Source organism: Binatus sp. (SeqCode), from assembly GCF_049584895.1.
Lineage (GTDB): Bacteria > Desulfobacterota > Binatia > Binatales > Binataceae > Binatus.
Genome location: NZ_JBAUYR010000097.1, coordinates 18,392 through 41,836 on the forward strand (window position 1 = coordinate 18,392; position 23,445 = coordinate 41,836).

At 59.6% G+C, this 23,445-nt stretch carries 27 protein-coding genes and 1 pseudogene; 13 read left to right on the forward strand and 15 right to left on the reverse strand.

The genetic code is table 11. The features are described from left to right. Position 1: 1 nt before the first annotated feature. The gene (locus tag WB650_RS16695; RefSeq protein ID WP_422301984.1) at positions 2-607 is read left to right on the forward strand and encodes a DNA-3-methyladenine glycosylase; all 606 of its coding nucleotides are present in this window, start codon (positions 2-4) and stop codon (positions 605-607) included. On the opposite strand, the gene WB650_RS16700 is transcribed toward WB650_RS16695, so the two are convergent. After that, the gene (locus WB650_RS16700; protein WP_422301986.1) at positions 604-2,070 is read right to left on the reverse strand and encodes a glycosyltransferase family 39 protein; all 1,467 of its coding nucleotides are present in this window, start codon (positions 2,068-2,070) and stop codon (positions 604-606) included. The genes WB650_RS16695 and WB650_RS16700 overlap by 4 nt on opposite strands. Before the next feature lie 76 nt (positions 2,071-2,146). Between WB650_RS16700 and WB650_RS16705 the strand changes: the two genes are divergently transcribed. From WB650_RS16705 to WB650_RS16735, 7 genes are all read left to right on the forward strand, one after another. Continuing rightward, a complete protein-coding gene (locus tag WB650_RS16705) occupies positions 2,147-2,983 on the forward strand; it encodes an SAM hydrolase/SAM-dependent halogenase family protein (protein WP_422301988.1) in 837 nt (278 codons plus the stop codon). A 3-nt stretch (positions 2,984-2,986) separates the two neighbouring features. Then, positions 2,987-4,069 carry a site-2 protease family protein gene (locus tag WB650_RS16710; RefSeq protein ID WP_423961273.1) on the forward strand — a complete coding sequence of 361 codons (1,083 nt, stop codon included), beginning with the start codon at positions 2,987-2,989 and terminating at the stop codon, positions 4,067-4,069. 31 nt (positions 4,070-4,100) lie between these two features. After that, positions 4,101-4,604 carry a deoxycytidylate deaminase gene (locus WB650_RS16715; RefSeq protein ID WP_422301991.1) on the forward strand — a complete coding sequence of 168 codons (504 nt, stop codon included), beginning with the start codon at positions 4,101-4,103 and terminating at the stop codon, positions 4,602-4,604. 32 nt (positions 4,605-4,636) lie between these two features. Then, the gene (locus tag WB650_RS16720; protein ID WP_423961275.1) at positions 4,637-5,083 is read left to right on the forward strand and encodes an HIT family protein; all 447 of its coding nucleotides are present in this window, start codon (positions 4,637-4,639) and stop codon (positions 5,081-5,083) included. Further along, positions 5,061-5,369 carry a hypothetical protein gene (locus WB650_RS16725; protein WP_422302793.1) on the forward strand — a complete coding sequence of 103 codons (309 nt, stop codon included), beginning with the start codon at positions 5,061-5,063 and terminating at the stop codon, positions 5,367-5,369. The genes WB650_RS16720 and WB650_RS16725 overlap by 23 nt, the downstream gene beginning before the upstream one ends. 105 nt (positions 5,370-5,474) lie before the next feature. Continuing rightward, on the forward strand, positions 5,475-5,678 hold the full coding sequence (locus tag WB650_RS16730; protein WP_422302791.1) for a CDGSH iron-sulfur domain-containing protein: 204 nt from the start codon (positions 5,475-5,477) through the stop codon (positions 5,676-5,678). A gap of 79 nt (positions 5,679-5,757) precedes the next feature. After that, a complete protein-coding gene (locus tag WB650_RS16735; protein WP_423961278.1) occupies positions 5,758-7,599 on the forward strand; it encodes an ArnT family glycosyltransferase in 1,842 nt (613 codons plus the stop codon). A gap of 4 nt (positions 7,600-7,603) precedes the next feature. Here the strand turns inward: WB650_RS16735 and WB650_RS16740 are convergent, their stop codons facing one another. Together WB650_RS16740 and WB650_RS16745 are read right to left on the reverse strand one after the other, a co-directional pair. Continuing rightward, positions 7,604-8,401 (reverse strand): SIR2 family NAD-dependent protein deacylase, encoded by a 798-nt coding sequence (locus WB650_RS16740; RefSeq protein ID WP_423961280.1) that lies wholly within the window; start codon positions 8,399-8,401, stop codon positions 7,604-7,606. A gap of 44 nt (positions 8,402-8,445) precedes the next feature. Then, complete coding sequence (locus WB650_RS16745) at positions 8,446-9,426, reverse strand: redoxin family protein (protein WP_422302785.1); 981 nt, start codon at positions 9,424-9,426, stop codon at positions 8,446-8,448. Positions 9,427-9,644: 218 nt separating this feature from the next. Between WB650_RS16745 and WB650_RS16750 the strand changes: the two are divergent. Both WB650_RS16750 and WB650_RS16755 read left to right on the forward strand, forming a co-directional pair. After that, positions 9,645-11,464 (forward strand): annotated as a pseudogene (locus WB650_RS16750) (ABC transporter ATP-binding protein). A gap of 89 nt (positions 11,465-11,553) precedes the next feature. Continuing rightward, positions 11,554-11,997: a GNAT family N-acetyltransferase gene (locus tag WB650_RS16755; RefSeq protein WP_422303517.1), complete on the forward strand. Its 444-nt coding sequence runs from the start codon at positions 11,554-11,556 to the stop codon at positions 11,995-11,997. On the opposite strand, the gene WB650_RS16760 is transcribed toward WB650_RS16755, so the two are convergent. Then, positions 11,994-12,827, reverse strand: a complete 834-nt coding sequence (locus tag WB650_RS16760; protein ID WP_422303518.1) for an alpha/beta fold hydrolase — start codon at positions 12,825-12,827, stop codon at positions 11,994-11,996. The genes WB650_RS16755 and WB650_RS16760 overlap by 4 nt on opposite strands. Continuing rightward, on the reverse strand, positions 12,824-13,669 hold the full coding sequence (locus WB650_RS16765) for an alpha/beta fold hydrolase (protein WP_422303519.1): 846 nt from the start codon (positions 13,667-13,669) through the stop codon (positions 12,824-12,826). The genes WB650_RS16760 and WB650_RS16765 overlap by 4 nt, the downstream gene beginning before the upstream one ends. 169 nt (positions 13,670-13,838) lie before the next feature. Between WB650_RS16765 and WB650_RS16770 the strand changes: the two genes are divergently transcribed. Then, positions 13,839-14,405, forward strand: coding sequence for a tetratricopeptide repeat protein (locus tag WB650_RS16770; protein WP_422303520.1), 567 nt, complete (start codon positions 13,839-13,841; stop codon positions 14,403-14,405). Between the two features lie 101 nt (positions 14,406-14,506). After that, entirely contained in the window at positions 14,507-15,052 is a 546-nt protein-coding gene (locus tag WB650_RS16775; protein WP_422303521.1) for a CC0125/CC1285 family lipoprotein, read from the forward strand. A 39-nt stretch (positions 15,053-15,091) separates the two neighbouring features. Here the strand turns inward: WB650_RS16775 and WB650_RS16780 are convergent, their stop codons facing one another. Then, entirely contained in the window at positions 15,092-15,499 is a 408-nt protein-coding gene (locus tag WB650_RS16780; protein WP_422303522.1) for a DUF1330 domain-containing protein, read from the reverse strand. Between the two features lie 461 nt (positions 15,500-15,960). Here WB650_RS16780 and WB650_RS16785 point away from each other — a divergent pair, with 461 nt between their 5' ends. Then, positions 15,961-16,779 carry a helix-turn-helix domain-containing protein gene (locus tag WB650_RS16785; protein ID WP_423961283.1) on the forward strand — a complete coding sequence of 273 codons (819 nt, stop codon included), beginning with the start codon at positions 15,961-15,963 and terminating at the stop codon, positions 16,777-16,779. A gap of 9 nt (positions 16,780-16,788) precedes the next feature. Here the strand turns inward: WB650_RS16785 and WB650_RS16790 are convergent, their stop codons facing one another. From WB650_RS16790 to WB650_RS16830, 9 genes are all read right to left on the reverse strand, one after another. Continuing rightward, a complete protein-coding gene (locus tag WB650_RS16790; protein ID WP_422303524.1) occupies positions 16,789-17,223 on the reverse strand; it encodes a hypothetical protein in 435 nt (144 codons plus the stop codon). Next, a complete protein-coding gene (locus tag WB650_RS16795; protein WP_422303525.1) occupies positions 17,213-17,671 on the reverse strand; it encodes a hypothetical protein in 459 nt (152 codons plus the stop codon). The genes WB650_RS16790 and WB650_RS16795 overlap by 11 nt, the downstream gene beginning before the upstream one ends. 5 nt (positions 17,672-17,676) lie before the next feature. After that, a complete protein-coding gene (locus tag WB650_RS16800) occupies positions 17,677-18,270 on the reverse strand; it encodes an RNA polymerase sigma factor (protein ID WP_422303526.1) in 594 nt (197 codons plus the stop codon). A gap of 227 nt (positions 18,271-18,497) precedes the next feature. Then, positions 18,498-19,103 carry a nucleotidyltransferase family protein gene (locus WB650_RS16805; RefSeq protein ID WP_423961286.1) on the reverse strand — a complete coding sequence of 202 codons (606 nt, stop codon included), beginning with the start codon at positions 19,101-19,103 and terminating at the stop codon, positions 18,498-18,500. A gap of 10 nt (positions 19,104-19,113) precedes the next feature. After that, positions 19,114-20,274 carry an XdhC family protein gene (locus WB650_RS16810; protein ID WP_423961288.1) on the reverse strand — a complete coding sequence of 387 codons (1,161 nt, stop codon included), beginning with the start codon at positions 20,272-20,274 and terminating at the stop codon, positions 19,114-19,116. A gap of 61 nt (positions 20,275-20,335) precedes the next feature. Next, the gene (locus WB650_RS16815) at positions 20,336-20,641 is read right to left on the reverse strand and encodes a hypothetical protein (RefSeq protein ID WP_422305717.1); all 306 of its coding nucleotides are present in this window, start codon (positions 20,639-20,641) and stop codon (positions 20,336-20,338) included. A 151-nt stretch (positions 20,642-20,792) separates the two neighbouring features. Next, the gene (locus tag WB650_RS16820) at positions 20,793-22,058 is read right to left on the reverse strand and encodes a sigma 54-interacting transcriptional regulator (protein ID WP_423961291.1); all 1,266 of its coding nucleotides are present in this window, start codon (positions 22,056-22,058) and stop codon (positions 20,793-20,795) included. A gap of 98 nt (positions 22,059-22,156) precedes the next feature. Beyond that, on the reverse strand, positions 22,157-22,963 hold the full coding sequence (locus tag WB650_RS16825; protein WP_423961292.1) for an HAD family hydrolase: 807 nt from the start codon (positions 22,961-22,963) through the stop codon (positions 22,157-22,159). A gap of 3 nt (positions 22,964-22,966) precedes the next feature. After that, positions 22,967-23,413, reverse strand: coding sequence for a peroxiredoxin (locus WB650_RS16830; protein WP_423961294.1), 447 nt, complete (start codon positions 23,411-23,413; stop codon positions 22,967-22,969). Positions 23,414-23,445: the final 32 nt, after the last annotated feature.

The window sequence follows — 23,445 nt, forward strand, 5'->3', positions numbered from 1 at the left end:
GATGAGCCCGTCGCGAAAGCTGCCGCGTGAGTTTTACGCACGCCCGGTACTGCTGGTCGCGCGCGAATGTATCGGTAAAATTCTCGTACATCGTACCTCCGAAGGCGTCGCAGCCGGCCGAGTGGTCGAGGTCGAAGCGTATCGCGGTCCACTCGATCTTGCGGCTCATAGCGCGCGCGGACTTACAAAACGAACCGCCGTCATGTATGGGCCGCCAGGTCACGCGTATGTGTACTTGCTATACGGAATCAGTTGGGCATTGAACCTTGTGACTACTGCCGATGGCGAGCCGCACGCAGTACTGATCAGAGCAATCGAGCCGCTGCGAGGTATTCCTTTGATGGCGCGGCGGCGACGCAAGCCACCCGATTCTCGTGAACTGACTAATGGCCCCGGCAAACTAACTAATGCACTGGCTATTACGGGCGCCGACTATGGACGCGATCTATGTGGTGGACGGCTCTACCTGGAGCATTCCGAAGTTTCGGTTGGGCGAATCGGCCGCTCCCCGAGAATCAACGTGGACTACGCCGGCATTTGGGCATCGAAGCGATGGCGTTTTTATGAGCGCGGCAACCGCTACGTTTCGGTAGCACCTCGCGACTAACTGATCGGAGCCTTCTGCAGACAACCTGCGGGCCGCGAAACCACGGTAATATTTTTGAATTTAGAGACGATTATCGGGTACTCCCGGCGTATCGCGGCGGCCTCTTCGGGCGACACAGTCGGCGATAGAATCACGACTCGGGGCGCTTTATGTTCGGCTTCGTCAAAAGGAAAGCGGACTATTTTCACGGTACGACGATTCGCTGCAGGCATGTAATAGCTAACCAGGTAGACCTCGCTGCTGGCGCCGACACACTGCCTCGCACAGGAATTCGATAGCGCTATCTCGCACGCGTCGCGCCAGCGGTTGTCTCCTGCCCTTAAATCCGCCGACGCTCTTAGTACACAGAGACTGACTATTGCGATTAATGCAACTGAACGGAGTTGTCGCGATTGTACGGACTCAATACCTATTGCAGTGAGTATAAACAAGGGAACGAAAGAGGATATCAGGTATCGCGTAATCAGCATCGGAGTAATCAAATAAGATCCGGCGAAGAGGATAATCGGCGGCACCACGATCCAGAGAATCAGCAGCATTGCCTGATCTCGAGACGAGCGCCAAAGCCGAAGCCCGCCCAAAATTGAGAATATCGCCAAGAGCGGAAATGTCAGGGTGCCGAGTGCGCTCTCGAACGTCGCTATCGGTTCCCATCGACCCGGCGGTTTGATCCAATCGTAATCACCCCGCGCTACGCCCTCGACGCCGTATCGCAAACCGGCAAAAAACGGCAGCAACAACACTATCGAGGCGGCGAGCGCGACCCCCATCATCCATTCTGTCGAGCGTCGGGTCGTCTCATCGCTTGGCGCATAGACAAGCCGCAGGTAAATCAACCACAGCACTTCGGCGGGAATCACCAGCGCCGCCGTGAAGTTGGTGGCGACAGCAATCGCCGAAAAAATTGTGAGACCAGCGTAATTCGCCAGCCCGCCTAGCCGACGCGCGCGGAGCAGAAAGATTATCTGCACGAGAATCCACGCCTGCATCATCGAATACATCCGCGCCTGGCGCGCGATCTCCACCGACGGAAGCGCAACCGCAAAAATCAGTGCGCACACCGCCGCCACAATGTAGATGCGGCCTTCGTCGCTTTCGTCCGCTCGCCGCGATGTAGCCGCCAACATCAATTCCACACCCAGGATGAAGACCAGCACGATCGACAGCGAACCGATCAGCGCCGACAACGACCGCATCGCCGCTTCGCTTTCACCGAAAACCCGCATCCATCCGTGTTGCGCGATTTCGTAAATCGGGAATTTGCCCGAATCCAACTGATGCTGCACGCGCAAAACTGCCTTGATGTTGTGCCCGGAAGACTCGGCCCACGAAAGCGATTCGTCAATCGACAACTCACGCGAGCCTAGCCGAAAAAATCTGAGCGTCGCGCCCAATGCGACAGCTATCAGCAGTAGTGCTCCGGCCTGTCCTCGCCATACGCCCGACAGAAAGTTGCGCTTCATTGATCTGGATCTGTTGCTGCGTGACTCGAAGTCAGGAAATTGCGCGCCAGCATGGTTTCGCGGTCTACTATCTGCGATGCCGACGCTCGTGCAACGCCCCTTTCCCCTCGCGATATTAACCGATTTCAGCTACCGCGACCATTACGTCGGGGTAATGAAGGGGGTCATCGCATCGATTGCTCCTGGAGCCAGCGTGATCGACATCACGCACGGCGTCGTTGCACAATGCACGGTCGCGGGAGCGATCGCGCTACGCGAATCGTGGCGCTATTTTCCAAGGCGCACGGTATTTCTCGCGGTGGTCGATCCAGGCGTCGGCACCGCGCGCTCGCCGATTGCCATCGAAACCCGCGCCGGCGCCCGCTTCGTCGGGCCTGACAACGGTCTGCTTTGGCTTGCCGCGAATGATGCCGGTATCACGAGAATCGTGAAACTAACGTCGGCCCGCCATCGTCTTACCAACGTGAGTGCTACCTTTCACGGCCGCGACATCTTCGCACCCGCCGCGGCGTATCTGTGGCGGGGCACGCCGATTTCCGCGCTGGGGCCAACCCTCGACCCGGACTCGATCGTAACGCTCGACTTGCCGTGTTCGGTGGAGTCACCGCGCCGGGTGCGCGGCGAAGTGATCTACGTCGACGGCTTCGGCAATCTGGTGAGCAATATCGATCGCCCTACGGCCGAGCGGTTCGGCACTCGCTTTCGCCACAAATCCCTTTCCGTTAGGATCAAAAGTGGCGCGACGATGCGAATACTTGACGCTTATGGTGACGCGCCCAAAGGTGTTCCTCTCGCAATATTCGGAAGCTTCGGCCTGCTCGAAGTCGCAATTCGCGACGGCAACGCTGCCACACACTTCGCTGCTGGACCCGGCACATCGGTATCTCTGATCGCGGACGTAGGCCGCATTTGAATCATGGATGAAATAATCACACACAAGGACGCCCCCACCGTCCTGACGGAGATTCCGCGTTATACGGCGCCGGCTGAACCGGCCGCTCGCGCGCTCGACCGCCCGCGAATTCCGCCGCTCAACCTTGTGCTGCTGTTGCTCACCTTCCTGACCACCACGACCGCCGGCGCGTACATGAATGGCGAGGACGTATCTTTCATGCATCCGCTGCTCGCGATTGCGGCGCTGCGTTCGGGCCTCTCGTTCTCGATTCCGCTACTGATGATTCTGTTCGCGCATGAGATGGGCCACTACCTGACCTCGCGCTACCACAACGTCGATGCCTCCCTGCCTTACTTCATTCCGGCGCCACCTTCGATTTTCATCATCGGCACTTTCGGCGCGTTCATCCGGATGCGCGAGCCTGCGCGCACTCGCCGCGTGATGTTCGACATCGGCGCCGCCGGCCCGTGGGCTGGTGTGATGCTCGCGATACCCGCGGTCGTCATCGGGCTCTATCTTTCCGACGTGACGCCGCTGGACAAATCCGCCGGCGGCCTCGAGCTCGGCAACTCAATCTTGTTCCTGGGCCTCTCTCATCTGGTGCTCGGCGTCGATCCTTCGACGGTCAACGTGAATCTCAGTCCGATCGCGTTCGCCGGATGGCTTGGGCTTTTCGTCACCACGCTGAACCTGCTTCCGGTCGGACAGCTTGACGGCGGCCACGTGATCTACGCGCTGTTCCCACGCCGTCATCGCACGATCTCGGTGCTGTTCGTTATCTCATGCGTGCTGATGGTGCTGGTGCCGCTCGCGCTCGGCTACAATCTCTGGTGGGGCTGGCTGCTATGGGCAGTGCTGGTGATGGCGCTTGGATTGGGACATCCCTCGACCATCGATCGCGACACGCCGTTGAATCCGCGCCGCGCCCTCGCCGCGTGGGCTACGGTCGCGCTCTTCATCGTCACGTTCAGCCCGGTGCCGCTCTCCTTCGTGCAGCCCGAAGCGCCGGTGCCGACCGAGGAAAATAGCCACAGCCAGGAAATAATCCATCACATGCCGCACTACGATCAGATGCTGCGGCAACTCGGTCATGTTAAAATCTGAGCGCGCGTAACCGAGCGATCGAGGGAAGGTATTGGCCGAAATTCCGACTATCAAACCGAATCATCCGCCGAGGCCCAATCGTCCGAGCTGGGACCAGTACTTCATGACGATTACGCGCGAGGTCGCGGAGCGCTCGACCTGCCTGCGCGCCCAGGTCGGCGCCGTCATCGTTCGCGACCGCAGTATTCTTGCGACCGGCTACAACGGATCGCCGGCAGGATTGCCGCATTGCACCCAAGTCGGATGCCTCATCTACGAATCGCGCACGCCCGACGGTGAACTCGAGCAGAACTGCTACCGCACCATCCACGCCGAGATCAACGCGATCTCGCAAGCAGCCCGCAACGGTGCCGCGATCCGCGACGCCGACATTTACGTCACTCACACGCCGTGCATCCACTGCCTCAAGGTGCTCATCAACACCGGCGTCCGCACGGTGTACTATGCGCGTCCGTACAAGCTGCATACCGTAGCCGACATGCTTAAAGGCGCGACTATCAAGCTGGTCGAGGTCCCGGCCGCAGCCTCAGCATGACCTCGACAAAGCCCGCGTGCGGAATCTGCGCGATGATCGGTCGCATCAAGGCCGGCGCCTTCCCCGATTTTATTGCGGAGCTGAAAAGCTGCTACGTGATCCTCGGCGATCAGCAATTCTATCGCGGCTATTGCGTGCTATTCGCGAAACTCCACGCGACCGAGCTCTATCTGATGCCCGCGGACACAGCGCGGCTGCTGTCAGACGAGATGCGTCTCGTCGCCGAAGCGATCGCCGCCGTCGTCCAGCCGTGGAAGATGAACTACGAATGCCTGGGAAATTCAGAGCCGCACGTGCATTGGCATCTGCTGCCGCGCAGCAAAAACGAACCCGAGGAACTACGGCGCGGACCGATCTGGCTGCGACCCGAATCCGAACGCAAGGTGCCTCTCGACGAAAATGACCGCCGCGCACTGATCGGCTCCCTCCGCCACCAGCTTGCTATCCGCTTTCCCGATGCGCGCATTCCGACCGCTTAACCGAAGTCTGCGCGCCGCATTCATTCTCGCGTTCGTGGGCCTCGTCATTTCAGGATGCAAACCCGCGTCACTGCCCGATGCGACCAGCCCCGCCGCGCAGCTCTACGTAAGTCGATGCGGCAACTGCCACGTGCCCTACCCTCCGCACGAAATGACGGCCGCGATGTGGGACACGCAAGTCACGATGATGGAAACGAAGATTCAAGCGGCCGGCATGCGCCCGCTGACGTCAGAGGAGCGCGCGTCGATCCTCGATTATCTGAAGCGCAACGCCGGCACCGAATAATTGTCATTTGACTCTGCGACCCGCGTGGTCTTAAGTGACCCTCAGATGCTGCCGCACCGAAGTTGCAGCGCGCACGAAAACAAAAAATTACGCGAGGAATTGTTCATGGCTCGAATGATCAGACACGAAAAGAACTCACCGTACGAAGTACCGGAAGGCACCGAGCTGCCAATCTACATCTGCGCGTGCGGACTTTCGAAGAACAAACCCTTTTGCGACGGCTCGCACAAAAAAACGCGCGACGAAAATCCCGCCGACGTCTACGTCTATGACGACATCGGCCGCGCCCGCGTCAAAACCGAATACTAGCCATTCCAGTCCACCCTCCTTCCGCGATTGCCCCCCTTCCCGTATGGGAAGGGGTTTAGGGGTTAGGTTTCTGCCTCTCGTGCCCGAACAGATTGTGCGCGCCGACTCCGAGCCGACTCCACCTCCGAGCGACGAGACCAGCAAAGCTCCGCCGGACTGGCTCCAGTACATCGCCGAGCCGCGCCACGCATGGCCCATCCTGCTAATCGTCGGCGTGGCCCTCTACCTGGTAAATCTGGGCGGCTACCCGCTCTATACCAAGGGCGAGCCGCGCGAGGCCGTCACCGTTTTCGATATCGTTCACGGCGGCGGCATCATATTGCCGCAGCGTGCCGGCGTCGAAATTCCCTCCAAGCCTCTCCTGATGCATTGGATCGCAGCCCTTGTCTCGATCGTGGCGGGCGGCGTGAACGAATTTTCCGTGCGGCTGCCGTCCGCCGGTCTCGCTATCGCCGGCGTGATCGTTTGCTACTTCTATGTGCGCCGCCTGTTCGACGATGTGACCGCACTGATCGCCGCGCTGATACTCGGCACTACTTTTCAATACCTGCAAGCTGGGACGGGCGCCCGCGTCGATATGACGCTGACCTTCTTCATGGAAGTCGCGTTCTTCGAATTTATTTTGATGGCCGAAGGTTTGACCCGCCGGCGGATGCTTCTCTACGTCGCAATCGCGCTGGCAGTTTTGACCAAGGGTCCCATCGGTTTGATTCTTCCTGGCCTGGTCGCCCTGATATGGATCGCTCTCGAAAAACGCTGGAGCTTTCTCGGCGAGATGAATCTCGTCCGCGGCGCGATCGTCGTGCTAGTGCTCGCGGGAGGATGGTACGTCGCGGCGCTGATCGAAGGAGGGCCCGATTTTTTTCGCAAGCAGGTTCTCGCCGAAAATCTGCTTCGCTTCGCTGGCGGCAGCGATTTTCACGAAGGCCACATCCACCCCTTCTATTATATGGAGCTCGCGCTCCTGGCCGGCTTCATGCCGTGGACGTTTCTGCTGCCGATCGTCGGCGTCCAGGTCGCGCGCACGCCGCTCACCGCCGATTCGCGCCTCAAATACATCTTCGTCTGGTTTGCCGCCGTCGTGATCTTCTACAACCTTCCGCAGAGCAAGCGCGGCGTATACCTGCTCTGCATGTATCCCGCTTTTGCGACTCTGGTCGCGATTTATTTGAGACAGGCCGTCGTGCGGCCTGCGCCGTCTGCTACGCTGGCCCATTGGCTCGCGCGACTGTATGGCGTCGCGATGCTGCTGTCTGGGAGCGCCGCTCTGGTCGCGCTCGCGATGCTCATAGCCTCGCCACACGAGTTCGCCGACCTGCTGCAAGTGGGGAACGTTCGCGCGTCTGCCTTTGCGCCGAACCTCGCCTCGGCCGTGGACGAACATTGGATACTGGCGCTCGCGATGCCGCTGACGGTCGTCGTGCTCGGCGTGCGGCTGATAGTCACGCGGCCACTGGTCGAACGAATCGTGTTCGCAATCGCGTCCGCGATGGTCTTCGTCACCGTTGCGGTCAACGTCATCGTGGTGCCGGCTATCGCCAACACCCTCTCACTGAAGGAGTTTACCGATCGCGCGATGAAAGTCGTCGACGACAATCCCGTCGGCTACCTGAATGCGCTCAACTACGACGTCGCCTTTTACAGCCGCCGCACAATTCCGATCGTCTCGCAAAAAGATCCCGACATGCCCCGGTACGTGATCGCATGGCGCACGCTCTTCGATGCGCTGCCCGCGTCGAAGAGCAGCCGTTTCGAAATCGTGATGGTATCGAACCCGACTTCGCTCGACGGCAGCGACGAGATGCTCCTGCTCCGCCAGCGCGCGGGTGCAGCAACTCCGCCGCCCAAGCCTTCCGATGACTACATCCAGGCCACCACCAATCCGGTTCCCCTTCCCACGTGGGAAGGGGTTAGGGGTTAGGTTCCTAGGACAAAGCTTCTCGTCGAATTTCGGCGGCGGCCTTCACCAACCGCGGCAGCACGTCTGCCGAAGTGCCGCGCAAACTGACGTCGCATATCTGCGTGATCTCTGAATCGTAGAGATTCACTTCGATTAAAGTTCCGCCGCGCTGCTTCACTTCGAGCGCGAATCCTGCCGCCGGATAAACCGTTGCCGAGGTGCCGGCAACAATCACCAGGTCCGCCTTCGCCGAATGCTCCGCGCAAATGTTCAGCACGTCGATTGGAATCGGCTCGCCGAACGAGACCGTGTCCGACTTCAACAATCCCTCGCATCGCGGACACGCCGGCGGCAGCGTCTCGAGGCTGATCGCGTCGCCATGAAACCGCGTCCTGCAATCGAGGCATCGAATCAAAGTCCAGTTGCCGTGAATTTCAGCGAGCGCCTTCTGCCCAGCCTGCCGATGAAGGTCATCGACGTTCTGCGTAATCACAAAGCGCAGAACTCCGAACTGCTCCAGCTCGACCAACGCGAGATGACCCGGATTCGGCCGGGCCACCGACAGTGGTTTGTAGAGTTCGTCGTTGCGCTTGCTGAGCCTCTCCTCCCAGGCCTTTTTCGGATCGGCCATGAAGCGTTGGAACCCGTTCATCGGCGGCTCGCCGTATTTGGTCCAGAGTCCGCCAGGGCCGCGAAAAGGAGGTATGCCGCTTTCGACCGACATCCCCGCGCCAGTCAGCGCGATCGGGTATCGCGCTGCCAGAATCGTTCTTGCAGCATCGCGAATGTCGTCGTCGCTTGCACGCTGGTTCGGTTTTGCCATCGGGAATTACACCCTCCGCGGAAAATCCGACTAGTCAGTCGCCATCAACTGGCTACACACGAAATAAACGTGAATGCATATACGGCCAGCCCTGCTGCTTCGGCTCGAATAGACACTGAGCCTGAAACTACCGACTCATTCGCGACGACGTTGTACATCCGCGGGCGGTTCACCGTGATAAATCCGCGGTCGCCTTCGAATTTCACGTCCTCGCCCGCGCGCTGCGTACCTTCCAGAGTAATCTCTGCGCGCACGCTGGCCCCCGCCGGCGGCGCCATCACCAGATTCACATCTTTCGCCGTGTACCTGAGCGAGATCGCCGCGCCCAACGCTTCGCTGCGAGCGCTTTCCTGCTCCACGAGCCATCGGCCCGCGAGATAGGTCATGCCCTCGACATGCGGCCCGAGGTCGCGATAGTCGTGCGGCCGATCGCGGACCACGCCCTCGAAATTTCCGAACTGGCCGCGCGCATAACCGAGGTACAGCTCCGGCGTGACGCGATAGCAGACGGCGCCGGGTCGATCGCTGTCGCGCACGGGCTCCAACGGCGGCGGCAAACTCGCGCTCGGATTCAGTTCGCGGAGCAATCCCTGAATAGCTACTTCGGTTTCCTGGTACGCACCTTCGCCGAAGTGGTAATAGCGAATGCGTCCCTTCGCATCGACCAGGTATTTCGCCGGCCAGAAGCGATTCGAGTACGCCCGCCAGATTGCGTATTCGTTGTCGAGCACGATTGGGTATTCCAGACCGAATCGGGCAGCCGCTTCCGCGACGTGCGATCCTTCGCGCGCAAAGGAAAACTCAGGCGCGTGCACGCCGACAACCACTAAGCCGCTATCCTTGTATCTTTTGTTCCACGCCACCACGTACGGCAGGGTTCGGATGCAATTAACGCAGGTGTAGTCCCAAAAATCGACCAGCACCACTGCCTTGTCGCGCAGGGCCTTGAGGCTGACGGGGCCGTGCTGAATCCAATTCCCGCCCTCCGGTTCAGGCGCGTAAATTGTCTCGGACAACTGTGGCATCGCAATCTCCTCGATGATCCGGAGCGTAGCACAGGCCCGGTTTCACCTCTAAATCGGGCGGCGCGCCAATGCAGTGGGCTCAGTCTGACTTGTACTACACGGCGGGCAGTGTTGTATTGTTGTCTCGATTTAGCAACTGAACCCCGGGGAGAGCGCAATGACAATGTCCATGTCCATTCAGAGAGCGGTTTCAACCCATCAGAAGGACATGGTGTTTCATGCGAATAGTACGTTCCGAAGGTTCGGGGCGCGTCGGCGCCGATAAATCAAGGGCAGGCGCGCGGGCGGCGACGCGATTCGCGGGCTCGCGAGCCAAAAAGTTCCTCTCCTACTACAAGCCGTATCGAGGTCTGCTTTTTGCGGACCTTTTGTCCGCCGTCATCATATCGGCGGCGGCATTGCTAATGCCGGTCTGTGCGAATTTCATCACCAAGAACCTGCTTGGAAGCGCCGCCGTGCCCGGCGCGATCGACAAGATCTATCTGCTTGGCGGTGTGATGCTCGCGCTCGTCGGCATCCAGACCCTGTGCACGTTGTTCGTCGATTATCAGGGACATGTGATGGGGGCGAAGATGGAACGCGACATGCGGCGAGAGCTGTTCGAGCATTATCAGAAACTCTCGTTCAGCTTTTACGACCGGCAGAGAACCGGCCAGCTCATGACGCGGATCACCAACGATCTCTATTCCCTCGCCGAGCTTTATCATCACGGACCGGAAGATCTCGCGATCGCGCCACTGGAAATGACAGGGGTGCTGATCATCCTTGCGCATATCGACAGGACGCTCACGCTGATCGTGCTGGGCTTCCTGCCCGTGATGTTCCTGTTCGCGCTGCATTTCAGCCGGCGCATGACAGCCGCGCTGAGATTGAGCAAAGACCGCATCGGCGATATCAACGCGCGGGTCGAAGACTCGCTCGCGGGAATCCGGGTGGTTAAGTCCTTCACCAACGAGGGGTTCGAGACCACGCGCTTCAACTACGAGAACGATCGCTTTCTTGCGAGCAGGAGCGAGGAATATCGGAGCGAGGCGTGGTTCTCAGGCGGGATGGCCGCATTCACACAGCTCATCACGATTGCCGTGATCGTATTCGGCGCGGCGGGGATCGCGCGGTCGGCGCTCGATCTCGCCGACCTGCTTACCTTCCTGATGTGCATCGCCGTGCTCATTGACCCCATTCGCCGGCTGGTGAATTTCGCACGGCTCTATCAGGAAGGCAGCACCGGGTTTGACCGCTTCTTTGAAATGCTGCAGATGGAGCAGGACCTGCCCGACCAAACTGGCGCGGCAGAACTGACGGATGTGCGGGGAGATATTTCGTTCCGCAGTGTGAGCTTCCGATACAGCGACGATTCGCCCATGGTGCTGAAGGATTTGTCGCTCGAGATAAGAGCCGGCGAATTTGTCGCGCTGGTGGGGCTTCGGGCGTCGGCAAGACCACGCTCTGCTCGCTGATCCCGCGCTTCTATGATGCGACCGCGGGCGACATTCTGATCGATGGCAGGAACGTGAGAGATATCCGACCACACTCCCTGCGGCGAAATATCGGCATCGTGCAGCAGGACGTTTATCTGTTCGCGGGGACAGTTGCGGAGAATCTTCGCTATGGCAAGCCCGACGCGCGCGGCGAGGAGATCATTGAGGCCGCGAAACAGGCGCATGCGCACGATTTCATCATGACGCTGCCGAACGGCTATGACACGGAGATCGGCGAGCGCGGGGTGCGGCTCTCTGGCGGCCAAAAGCAACGGCTCAGCATCGCGCGCGTGTTTCTCAAAAATCCACCTATCCTGATCTTCGACGAGGCAACGAGCGCGCTCGACAATGAGAGCGAACGATCGATCCAGGAGTCGCTACAGCGGCTGGCGCACAATCGCACCACGATCGTCATTGCGCACCGGCTATCCACAGTGAGACATGCGGGGAGAATTGTAGTGCTGACCGAGGATGGGATCGTCGAAGAAGGTACGCATGCCGAGCTGGTCACGTCGGGCGGCGCGTATGCGCGACTCTACAACACTCAGGCGAGCATATGAGAGATGGCTAAAATGCAGAGACCGATTTCGGGCAGCGATGGTCCCAGGAAGAATTGACGACGCGTCCATCGCGCGCTACTCACTGGCTTGTGAACGAATCTACGCGCATCAAGGTGATTGAGATCGAGTCGCCGGGGGACATGCAGCGCGCCCTGGCGATTCGGCGCCGCGTGTTTATCGAAGAACAAAATGTTCCCGAAGAAATCGAATTGGATGCGTCTGACGAGCACGCGTTTCACGCATTGGCGATTCTCGACGGCGTCGCGATCGGATGCGGCCGGATGCTCGAGCATGGGGCAAGCGAAGTTAAGATCGGCCGTATGGCGGTCTTGCTCGAATTTCGTAAGACCGGGGTCGGCGCTCAAATCCTGCGCTTCCTGATCGAGCGCGCGCGCGAGCGCGGATTCCGAAAAGCGATCCTGCACGCGCAGCTGACCGCCGAGGGCTTCTATCTCAAGGAAGGATTCAATCCGGTGGGCGGCGTTTTCGACGAGGCCGGAATCGCGCACCGCACAATGGAGCGGGACCTCTAGCGGTACAGGCTGGCGGCGAACTCCTCGATCACGCGCGCGACCTCGGCGGGCTTCTCGAGGATCACGTGATGATGCGCGTCGGCGATCGTCACCAGGCGCGTCTGCGGGTTTGATGCGCGCGCATGCTCGGCGGCCTCGGCGGTCATGATGCGGCTGTGATCGGCGCGCACCAGCATCGTGGGAATCCTGATCTCCCTGATCGTCTCGAGCACCTCGAGTCCGTCGCCGCCGAGAAAACTTTCGCGATCGAACTTGAGCGTCCACCGCCCTTCATCAGTCCGCGCCAGGCTTCGCTCGGCGATCTCGAGAAGCACTTCGTCGGGAATTCCACCCTCCTTCGGCATCAGACGAAACCTCGCTTTCGCGGTCGCGAGATCGGGATACGTCACGACCGGCAGTCCCTTCAGCCGGCGTAGATATCGATCACGGCCGCGGCTCGAGGTGACGGCGACGTCAATCGCCATCGCGCCACGCACGCTTTCCGGATGCTGGCGCGCAAACGCCAGCACGTTCAGCCCGCCCATGCTGTGACCGACGACGACCGGCTTCTCCGCGTTGGGCGCGATGTGCTGGACGAATCTCGCGATGTCGCTCGCGTAATCCGCCGGCGAGTACGCGACCGGACGCGCCCATTCGCTGTCACCATGCCCGCGCTGATCAAGCGCCAGCAGGCGGTACTCCGGCGCAATCACGCGGGCCAACGGCTCCCACCACCACGCATTCGCCGAGTTGCCGTGCAGCAATACGATCGTGCGCGACGCGTCCGGATTCCATTCCAGGTAGTGGAGCCGCGGCGAGCCCTCGAGCAGGTGACTATGCGGAGCGGTCACTTAAACTCGCTGACAAATTTTCGGATTACTTCGATCAGCGCCGCCGGATTGTCCAGCATCACGTGATGATACGAGTCGTCGACCTCCGCCAGGCGCGCGTTCGGAAATTGCATGACCATTTTCTTCGCGACCTCACGATCCAGCAGCGGACTCTTCGTGATCTTCACGATCAGCGCAGGGCAGGTGATGCGATGCAAGGATTTCCACACGCGCGAGGGTTCACGAATCATCGTGCGCCGATCGATTTTATGGATCCAGGAACCGTCGTCGTCCTGCCGGAAGCTGCGGAGCGCGACGTGTTCGAGGATTTCTTTCTTTGCCAGCGTCTCGCGCGGGAGAACCTTGAAATTGCGCGCGGCGTCGTCGAGCGAGCCAAATCTGCGCGCCGGTTTTTCCGCGATCGACTGCAAAAATTCGACGGCGCGCTCGGTGTAGTCCGGCGGCGGATCGAGCGCGAGGATCGCGCGCAGTTTTTCGCTGTGTTCAGCGGCGAATGCAAGCACGTTATGCGCGCCCATCGAATGCCCAACCAAAATCGGCGCGCCGAATGTCCACTGGCCGATCACTTGATCCAGGTCCGACACGTAGTGCCGCGAGCCGTACGCCCATTCATCGGCCCACTCGCTTTCGCCATGCCCGCGTTGATCCAGAGCCAGCACATGGAAATCTTCGACGAAGGCGGGCGCGACAAAATCCCACCAATGCGCGTGCGCGGAGCCGCCATGCAGGAACAGGAGCGGCGGCTTGCCCTCGCCGCCGTAGTCGAGACAATTCAGCGTTAGCCCGTTGGCGATGAAGCGATGGGTTTTCACTTTTTCAAGTACCGCAATTTCTTTTTTCATATCGACGATGCCAGTAGGCGGGCACGGCGCCCCGCCCACTATCAAGCCTCGCCCCTGGTCCCTCTCCCTTTTAGACAGGCGAACAGGAGGGTCGGATACATGATAGCTTTGCATCGCGACCCTTTCATGCCACGATTTAAGGGTTGAGTCTTGTGCACGACCTGATGCCATGCGAGATCGAACCGCGCTGAAACCACTGACGCTCGTCGCCATCCTGATATCTGCGCTTGCGTGTTTTCCATTTTCGGCGCGCGCGCAGGACGCCAATGCGGCCAAGGCGCGCGCGCTGGTCGACGCCGCAATCAAAATGAGCGACAGCGACGCGGCTGTAAAGCTGCTCTGGCAGGCGACCGACATCGCTCCGGCGGACGAAGACGCGTACGTTTATCTCGGCCTCTACTACAATTCGCGATCCGACTTCACCAACGTCGTTAAGGTTTATCAAAAGCTGGTGAAATATCAGCCCAACCAGGTCAGCGCCTATCTGAATATCGGCGAGGCGTACATGTCGTTTTCACCGCCGAAGACCGACGACGCGCTGGTCTACTATCGCAAGGCATACGAGATCGATCCAAAGAATACTTTCGCCGCGCTCAGAATTGGACAACTGCTCGCGCAGACCGGCCAACGCGATGACGCGCTGAAATATCTGAAGATTGCGCTCGGCGACAGCGCGAAGAATCCGACGGTCGCGTCGGAAGCGGAAAAAACCCTCAAGCAGATGGGCGCGCTCTGAGCGAAAGATCCGTCGCCAATAAACCTCATTGTAGCTAAATAGAACTGATAGTTTCGTCTCTGTAGCGGTGCTATGATGGCGGCTCGGGGAGGGGAACTACAATGCGAATCCGGGACAGTTTGATTGTTCTGTCAGCTGCTTGTTTGCTGGCCAGTTGCGCAACGGCATATCAGCCGGACGGGATTTCGGGAGGATATACCGACCAGGTGCGGAGCAGTAGTACCGCGCAGGTTTCTTTTCGCGGCAATGGATTAACACCGCCAGAGACCGTTCACTCCTACATTCTCAGAAGGTGCGCAGAGTTAACGCTCGAGGATGGTTACAGCTACTTTGTGCTGGTGCATATACAGGCGCCGAGTGCAGAAACCGACAGGCTGTACAGTATGAAGGTCGAAACGGCGACGATCGAAATGCACCAGGGGATCAAACCTCAACACCTTGCAAACGCCTACGACGCAATTTCCACGCTCAGAACGATTCTTGCTGAACAGGGTGAGAGCGAGGAGCCCTTACCGCCTTCTGTGGTTGCAAGCGACGACAAGGTAGCGAGCGCAAACGCGGTGTCCATGTCGGCCTCCCGTTCAACCCTCGCAAACACGAATCCGAACGCTCTGACCAACGAGGCGGTCCATTTCGATCACTGGTAGGCGGACCGCGATAGAACATGCGCTGGAAAGCCCCTGAGGCTACAGGCTCTCCGTCATAATCAGCAGCTGGCCTTCGAGGCCGGCCTCACGATGGACGCTGATTTCCTGAACTTCTGGCAGCGTCACGATTCGCTGGAACGCGGCACGCGATGGATACTCCATGATCGCGGCGACGTCCCACACTCCCTCGATTTCGCCGATCACCACGCCGGCGATCCTGCCCGCGAACAAAATCCTGCCACCTTCGCGCTCGACAATTTTCGTCATCGCGTTGGAGTAGCGCTGGTAAGCTTCGCGGCCCGAGATGACATCGGGTCGGCCGTCCTTGTACACAGCCTTCTCGCGGAACTTAAGCAGGTTCAGCATCGCGATCTTCGTCGACGACGTATCGCGAGCCAGCGCCTTGATTCCATCGGCGGTCGGATAACCTGCGTTTTCAACCTTCATTCATTTCTCCCTTCATTTGGTCGAGGCGATAAATGTATGGATCAGATCGGGATGAGAGGTTCGAGCTTATGTATTGTCACTACGAGTGCCATTTTTATTGGTCCGCGGTCAAAGGACCGTCATGCCTCTGCATTCAAGCTCGAGACTACGCCGATCCTAGAGCCTTATTCTCTTACCAAGTCTTTGGGCGCATCAAAACCTAGTTCTTGCAGATTCTTAGCCTATCTTCGCAATTACTCAGCCATCGTTGAACTGACTAATTTCTGATTACCTACTTTAGATTCGCGCACACTTGTGACAAAATCTTGGCCGGCAACGGGGACTCGCGGAGTTCAAGTTGGGCGGGTTGAGGAGGTGGTCAGATGTCCGTTGTTAGGCAGCCTTTTCCTGGTATTTCCAGGGCCGACACAAACGATCGAACAGCTCAGACCAACCTGGTCAGGTTGAGTGACGTTGATCGCGTGCAAGATGATCGTGACGAAATCGCATTTCGCCACGGGCCACGCGACACCTCTTCGATGTTTGTGTTCGAAACAAATCTCCAAGGTGCGCACAACCCGCCGAGCCCAGACGATGCGGTCGAGCGCGTGTCGCCAAGCGAGGATGGCTGGTCGGGTCTCGACGCCGATCAGACGCTGGGCCAGCTGATGACAGAGACGCGCAAGCATCTAGGTCTCTCGCGAGATCAGGTGAGCGAGCGAACGCACATTCCGGCGTACTACGTCAGGATGATAGAGAGCGACAGCTACGACGCGATCCCCGATCAACTTTACCTGCTGCCTTTTTTCCGACGGTATGCGGATTTCCTCGGACTTGACGCACAGAAAGTGGTGTCGCGTTTCATCTGTGATTTCGAGAAGGCTGAGAACGAAGTAGTCGCGGCGCCGACCCCGACTGCGTACTCGAAGGCTCTACTGAAATGGCGCCAGATTGCGGCGGCAGCGGTGGTCGGCGCAATTCTGCTCCCGTGTATCGCATGGGCAGTTGGAGCAGTGCGCGTCGCGTATCGCAGGCAGGCAGATAGTACGCTGGGGGCATCGCATTCGCCTGGCACGCGGCCGTCGACGACGATCGCTTCCACGGACGCGCGATCCATGCCCGCACAGGATCATTCTCAAACTCCTGATGCGGTCGCGGTATCTCCCGCTTCAGCGCCTACTACTTTAGCTGATACAAAGGCAGGATCTCAGGTCGCTCCGCAGATCAAACCGTCGCGGACGGGTCACCGTCACAGGCTCATTCATCATTTGAGGCGTTGGAGGCAGAGGCATCTCATATAGAGATCTCGCCTAGTTCTGAGGTGCTGGGGATGGGGGCGGCGAGGGAGCTCCTTGTTCGGAAGGCACCTGGTCATCATCTTCACCATTATCGTGATGCCCGTGATGCTCCCACGGGCGGGTGAAGTCGCGATCGAAAATCTTCTGTTGATCAGGCGTCAGGATGCCGCGAATGTCGCTCATTCCCTGCCAGAAAAGCTGATGTCGCCGATGCACATAATCCTGGTGCGCCTGCATCACCTTGAAGCGGGTATCGCGCAGGATATCGGCGATTCGATCGCTTTGGGCAGGCGTCAGATTGAGCTCATGATTCATTCGGCCGATCAGCCCGCCGCCTGGCACGTGCAAGTAGCGGTACCGATAGGCCATCGTGCTCAGCGCGAAACCAATCAGGATGCAGGAGACTCCGATCAGTAAGCCGAACCAGATATTCGACCTAGCTGGCAAGATCGCTCTCTGTCAGCGGCATCTCCGGCGCCAATGGGTCGCCTGTAGTGTCAGAAGTCATGTTGGACTCGGGGACAGATAGCGCTTCGCCAATTGAATCATTCGGGGTTCGCACCGAAAGATACGCCGCACTGGTCGCAAACACAAATATCGCCGCAGCCGCAGCCATCGGGAGCCATCGATTCGACCGCGACACCTCGCGCGACGCCGAAGCAAATCGGGACGGCCGATCCGCCAGGGAAAACTCGCGACGTGCTGGCCGCAACGCTCGCGACGCCGGCTGTTCCATCTCGCCGTACAGAACAGGGGCCGTCAGCGCAAAGACGCGAAAGGCATGGTCGCACTTCTCGCATCCCTTCAGATGTGCCAGCAGATCGTTGCGCCGATCCGCAGTTACCGTCTTGCGCCACAGCGCGGGAAATTCCTGTCGTGCTTCAAAACAATTCATGACCGTTACCTGTTGCGTCCCATTGCGAGCATCCGCTCGGCCTGCTTGCGCAGTGCCTGTCGTGCGCGGAATGCGCGAATTTTTACCTTGGCCTCACTCCAGCCAAGCGTCTCGGCGATTTCGCTGACGCTTAAATCTTCACTCTCTTTGAGCACCATCACCATCCGATCCTCAGGCTTCAACGTGTCGAGCAGGCGATGCGCCAAGTCGTAGGCTTCGCGCCGCTCTTCAGCCTCACCAACCAGATCCTCCGGCGACGCGACGTGCGCGGTCTGCATCCATTGCACTTCCGGCGCGCTGAAATCTCCAACCAGCTCCTCGGGACGCCGCCTGCGCCGACGCAGCTCGTCGTAGCACAGGTTTACGACGATCGCGCGCAGCCACCCGCCAAATGGCATCTCGGCCCGATAGGTTGCCAGCGCAGTGTAAGCCCGAATGAAACTTTCCTGCGCGATATCCCGCGCCATCTCTTCGTCTGAAAAAAATCGTCTGCATAACCGTTCCACTCGTGGCCGATGCCGCGCCGCTAACTCGGAGAAGGAGTCGGTCTGCCCGCCGAGGACTTCCGTTATCAGCTCCTCGTCGGGTTTGTCGCTCAAACTGCGCCCTGCCCTTCGGCCAGCAAGGCGACCCAATATAACTGTTTATTAATACGCATCGACTCGCTAACGGTTACAGTTTTCGCCGGATTTACGCCCCCAAAAGGAGATCTGCTAGAGGCGGAAATTGATCGCAACTCACGCATATTGCCTTTATTCTATATGTCTTCTGGAAGATTTTCTTCCATGCCAGGTTGGCAGGCTGAAGATAATAGTTTGGTAGGGACTCATACGGTCGGAGGCGGCGGCAGGCCGGCGCGGGCCAGGTCGGACGGCGTGTCGAGGTCGAGATTAATTCCAGGATCGTCCATGTCGACGTAGACGACCCGCGATGCGTCGGCGTTTACCACGTGGCGGGCGCCCTCTTCTTCCGGCGCGGATTGTAGTTCGGCGAATATTGCGCGGTCGAAGATCACTGGGTGGCCTCGGTGGCCTTCGTAGCGCGCGATCGCTATTGGCTGGCCGGTTTGATTGTAGGAATCGACGAGGGTGCGGAACGTTTCTGCGCGGACCATCGGATGGTCTCCAAGATGAACCAGCGCGGCGGTCGAGTCCGGCTGAATCGCGCTGAGGCCGACCTTCAGCGAGGACAGCTGGCCGCGCGAATATTTGGGATTCTCGACGATCACGATTCTCTGGTCGCGCGAAATCACGGCACGCGCTCGATCGCTGTGCGCCCCGAGAACAATCACCAGCCGCGGCACGACTGTGAGCATCGATTGGGCGATGCGCTCGATGAAAGTTTGTCCATCGATTTTGAGCAGCGGCTTCGGATAGCCCATGCGCCGCGACTCGCCCGCGGCCAACAGGATTCCCTCGAGATGCGTCGGCATCGATGCGCGCTTACTTCGAGCGTTTGAGGTTGCCGAAGCGGACGCCGAGGGTGAACTCGTCGCGCTCTTCGGTGCGGCGCTCGCGGATAATTTCGGCGATGATCGAGATTGCGATTTCCTCCGGCGTCTCACCGCCAATCGCGACCCCGAGCGGCGCGTGAACGTCGGCGAGGCGATCTTTGGGCACACCACTCGCGCCGATTCTTTCGAGGGTGGCCTTCACGCGGCGGCGCGAACCGATCATCCCGACGAATCCGCACGGTTGCATCAGCGCGGCGCGTACGACTTCTTCGTCGAACGAATGACCGCGCGTCACGGACACCAGGTAGCAGTGGCCGTCGAGCGCGAGCGAGTCGATCGCGTCGGTGAAAGGCTTGGCGATTATGTCGTCGGCTTGCGGGAACCGTTCGCGGTTGGCGAACGACGCGCGATCGTCGATCACCGTGACGTGAAATCCCAGCATTGCGCCGAGCGCGCACAGCGGCACCGCGATATGGCCCGCACCGACGATTATCAGGCGCTGCGCACCGACGATAGGATCGACGAACAATCGCATGCCGCCGTTCGGTTCGAGATGGGTCACAGGTTGCATACCACCGGCGCCGTCAAGCTCGAGCAGAGTCGGAATCGCGTCGGTGGTCCGATCGACAATCTGCGCGAATCCCGCCGCTGGCAGATCGATTGGTCCCGAATCGCGCGCGCTCGAATCTCGAGGATCGATGAACGTCCGCGAGCCGGCCAGGAGCTCCGCGCGCGCACCGGAATCGATCACCGTCAGCAACGCGCCAGGAGCGCTGCGTCCGGCAAAATCGGCCAGTTTTCGCGCGATACTCAGGTCGCGCGACGGCGACCACAAATCGACGAAGACATCCATGATGCCGCCGCAGGTGCCGATCTCGCGCTGGTCGAAATCGCCGGTGAGATCGACTTCGGCCAGCCGCGCGCCGCGGTCACTTTTTTCTTCAAGTAACACACGAGCTTTTCGAAAGACCTCGGCCTCGCCGCATCCGCCGCCGATAGTGCCGAATTGCCCGTCCTCGCGGACAATCATCTTGGCGCCGACTTCACGCGGGGTAGAGCCGCGAACATTCACGACGGTCGCCAAGGCAAACGATTGCCCGCGCTCCAGCGTGCGCAGAGCTTCAGCCCAGATTTGATCCGAACCACTCATTGAGGACCCTGATTAGAACTTACCAGAACCGGCGCGCGCGATGAATGCGGCGCCGCTGGTGTCACTGCAGATGCGCGCGCAGGTGGCGCAGAATGTCGCGAGCCTTTGAGAGGTTCTCCTGGGCATATTTGTAATCGCCGGATTTGATAGCAGCTTCGCCTTTCTGCTCAAACTGGCTCGCGTCGAAGAGCTGCTTGCGCTGGTCAGGATCGGTGGGGCCGCTGTCGCGCACGTGCGCCAACTCCAGCGACACCTGGCGCTCCATCTCGACCAGGTCAGGCGGCGGTGACTCGGCAATCGCGGGAGAGACCTCAACGAAAATAGCGAATACGGCAATTGGCGCGAAGAGTCGAGCGAGCTTCCTCATCGATGGAATTGTTATCGAAGCGACATCAGTTTGCCAGAGTGAGAAAGAACTTAATTTAATGTGAAACCCGCCGTGGCTTTCCGCTTCCTTGGGCAGGGGTGACCTCCTTCGGCTTCGCTCAGGACAGGTTCTGCACCCAGTGTTAAGAGGCTTAAAGAGTTGGCTGGACTCCGAGGCGGTGGGGATTTTCGGCGATTCCGTAGCGGGTCAGCATCCGGTAGAGGGTCGAGCGCGAGACGCCGAGCAAGTCGGCGGCGCGGCGGCGATTTCCTTCAGTCTCTTCCAGTGAACGCATCAAAGTCTTCTTGATCACGTCGTCGAGCAAGAACCCCAGCGGCTCTGAGCCGAAATCTATCTGAGGTGCGCTATGGACGGCCGGCGCTGGATCGTGGCCGTGGGCGGGAGGATCTACCGGCGAGTTCAACAACTCGGCGCCGGTTCCGTCCACGATCTGCTCGGGGAGATCGGTCACGACAATACGATTGTTCTCGCTCAAAATGACCGCGCTTTCGATTGCGTTGGAAAGTTCCCGGACATTTCCCGGCCATTGGTACCCGCATAGAACGTCGATCGCGGCGCGCGAGATCTCTGAGACGTCTTTGCCGAAAAGACGATTGTATTGTTCGATGAAATATCCGATGAAGGCCGGGATCGCCTCGCGTCGTTCGCGCAAGGGCGGAATAAAGATCGCTGCCGCGCTCATGCGGAAGTAGAGGTCGTCGCGAAACGTTCCCGCTTTAACCATCGCGCGCAAGTCGCGATTGGTCGCCGCAACCAATCGCAGATTGACCTTGTAGCAATGCGACGAGCCGACGGGCTGAACCTCATGTGTCTCGACCGAGCGCAGCAGCTTGGGCTGGAGCTTGAGCGGCAACTCGCCGATCTCGTCAAGGAACAGCGTGCCGCCATTGGCCGCGCGGAAGTAACCTTGCGATTCGTCGCGCGCGTCGGTAAAGGCGCCACGGATGTGGCCGAATAACTGCGACTCGGCCAGCGCTTCGACCAGGTTGGAGCAATTCAGCGTCACGAATGGACCATTCGGAACCGGACCGAGGGTATGGAGTGCGCGCGCGACCAGTTCCTTGCCGGTGCCGGATTCACCCGAAATCAAAACCGTCGCCTTGTACGGACTCAGTTGCGTAACCGACTTCAGGACCTTGCGCACCTGCGCCGAGCGCACGACCATCCCGCCGAGCCGGTCCGCGCTATGCACAAGATGACTGAGCGAGACCATCTCGCTTGCGCCGGTCCCGTTGGCAGTGGCCGATGTAGGCTGAGTTCCTGAAGGCGGTTGAGTGTCGTCGTGCTGCACCAATCCTCCTGCGTCGGCATGCGATGACAGGTCGATAGCTATCTTGAGAGCAATTGATGGGCCATTGTCGCGGAATCGGAACACTCGCTGAACGATTGTCTGCAATAGGCACAGCCGCGCAACTGACCGGATACGGGAGTCGATGCGCCATTTCGATGGCGTAAGAGGGTCAGGAGGCGACATTGGTTTGCCGCTATCGCCCGCTAGTGGGCAGGGATGAGTAGCTTCGGCAGATCGCGCAGGTCGGTGAGCTCGATATCTGGTACAGGATGACTCACGCTGAGTGTGCGCTTGTAGCGATTGATCCAGATCGTCCCGATGCCGGCGTCGCGAGCGCCGGCGATGTCGCGGTTGAGGCTGTCACCTATCATCACTGCTTCGTGCGGCGCGACCTTCAGCCGTTCCAATGCCAATTGAAAAATCCTGAGGTCGGGCTTTCCAAATCCGTGATCGCCCGAGATGATGATCGTTTCGAAAAAGCTGGCGAGGTTGGAGCCGTCGATTTTGGTGCCCTGGATATCGGGCGCGCCGTTGGTGATTAACGCTAGACGAAACTTTTTCTTCAACTCATGCAGAACCTGCTCTGACTCGGCAAACACGACGTGGCGGCGGCTTCGATCGATCGCGAAGAATTCCGCGAGCTCCGCGGCGAGGGCTGGGTCGTCGATGCCGACTTCTTCCAAGGCGCCCGTCCACGAATGCATCCGGTAGGTGGGCATCCAGTTGCGAAGCTGGACGAGCGAAGAATCGTCGCCGGTGAACGAACCCCATAGTGCTTCGCGCGCGCTGATGCCGATGTCGCGGCAGTAGTCGATCATGGGGCCGCTGAGGAACAGCTCGCGCGAACGCATCCGCAAGGCGGTGAGGAGTGCGACGCGATCGACGCCGTGGCGCGCCACGGCAATATCGGCAGCGGTCAGCGCAGACGCGTCGTTGGAGGTCTCCTCCTCGATCAGCGTTTCGTCGAGATCGAAAATGACGGCGCGGACTTTCATCTGAGGATGCGGCATCGGTCACACGCCAAGAATGTCGGCGAGTACGCGGGCCGGATGGTCGCGAGGATCGACCTGGTCGTATACCCGCTCGATCGCGCCGTTTTCATCTATCAGGAAACTCACGCGGTCGGGATACCTGGCGTCCCGGCCCGAACAAGCCCCGTAGGCCATCGCGACGGCGTGATTCGTGTCGCTCAGAAGCGGGAATCCGAATTCGTGGCGGCGGGCGAAAGCCGCATTGTCTTCCGGCGAATCGAAACTCACGCCGACGACGCGGATGTTGTTCTCGTCGTAGTACGATTGATGGTCGCGAAAGCCGCGACCTTCGAGGGTGCAGCCGGGCGTGTTGGCCTCGACGAAGAACCACAGCAACACTTTGGCGCTACGAAGACTCGCGAGCGAGAGAGTTGTGCCGTCGTGCGCGGGCAGCGTGAAATCAGGCGCCGGCTCTCCAACTTTGATCATTTCAATTCAACCCGGTTCGATTCGCGTCGATG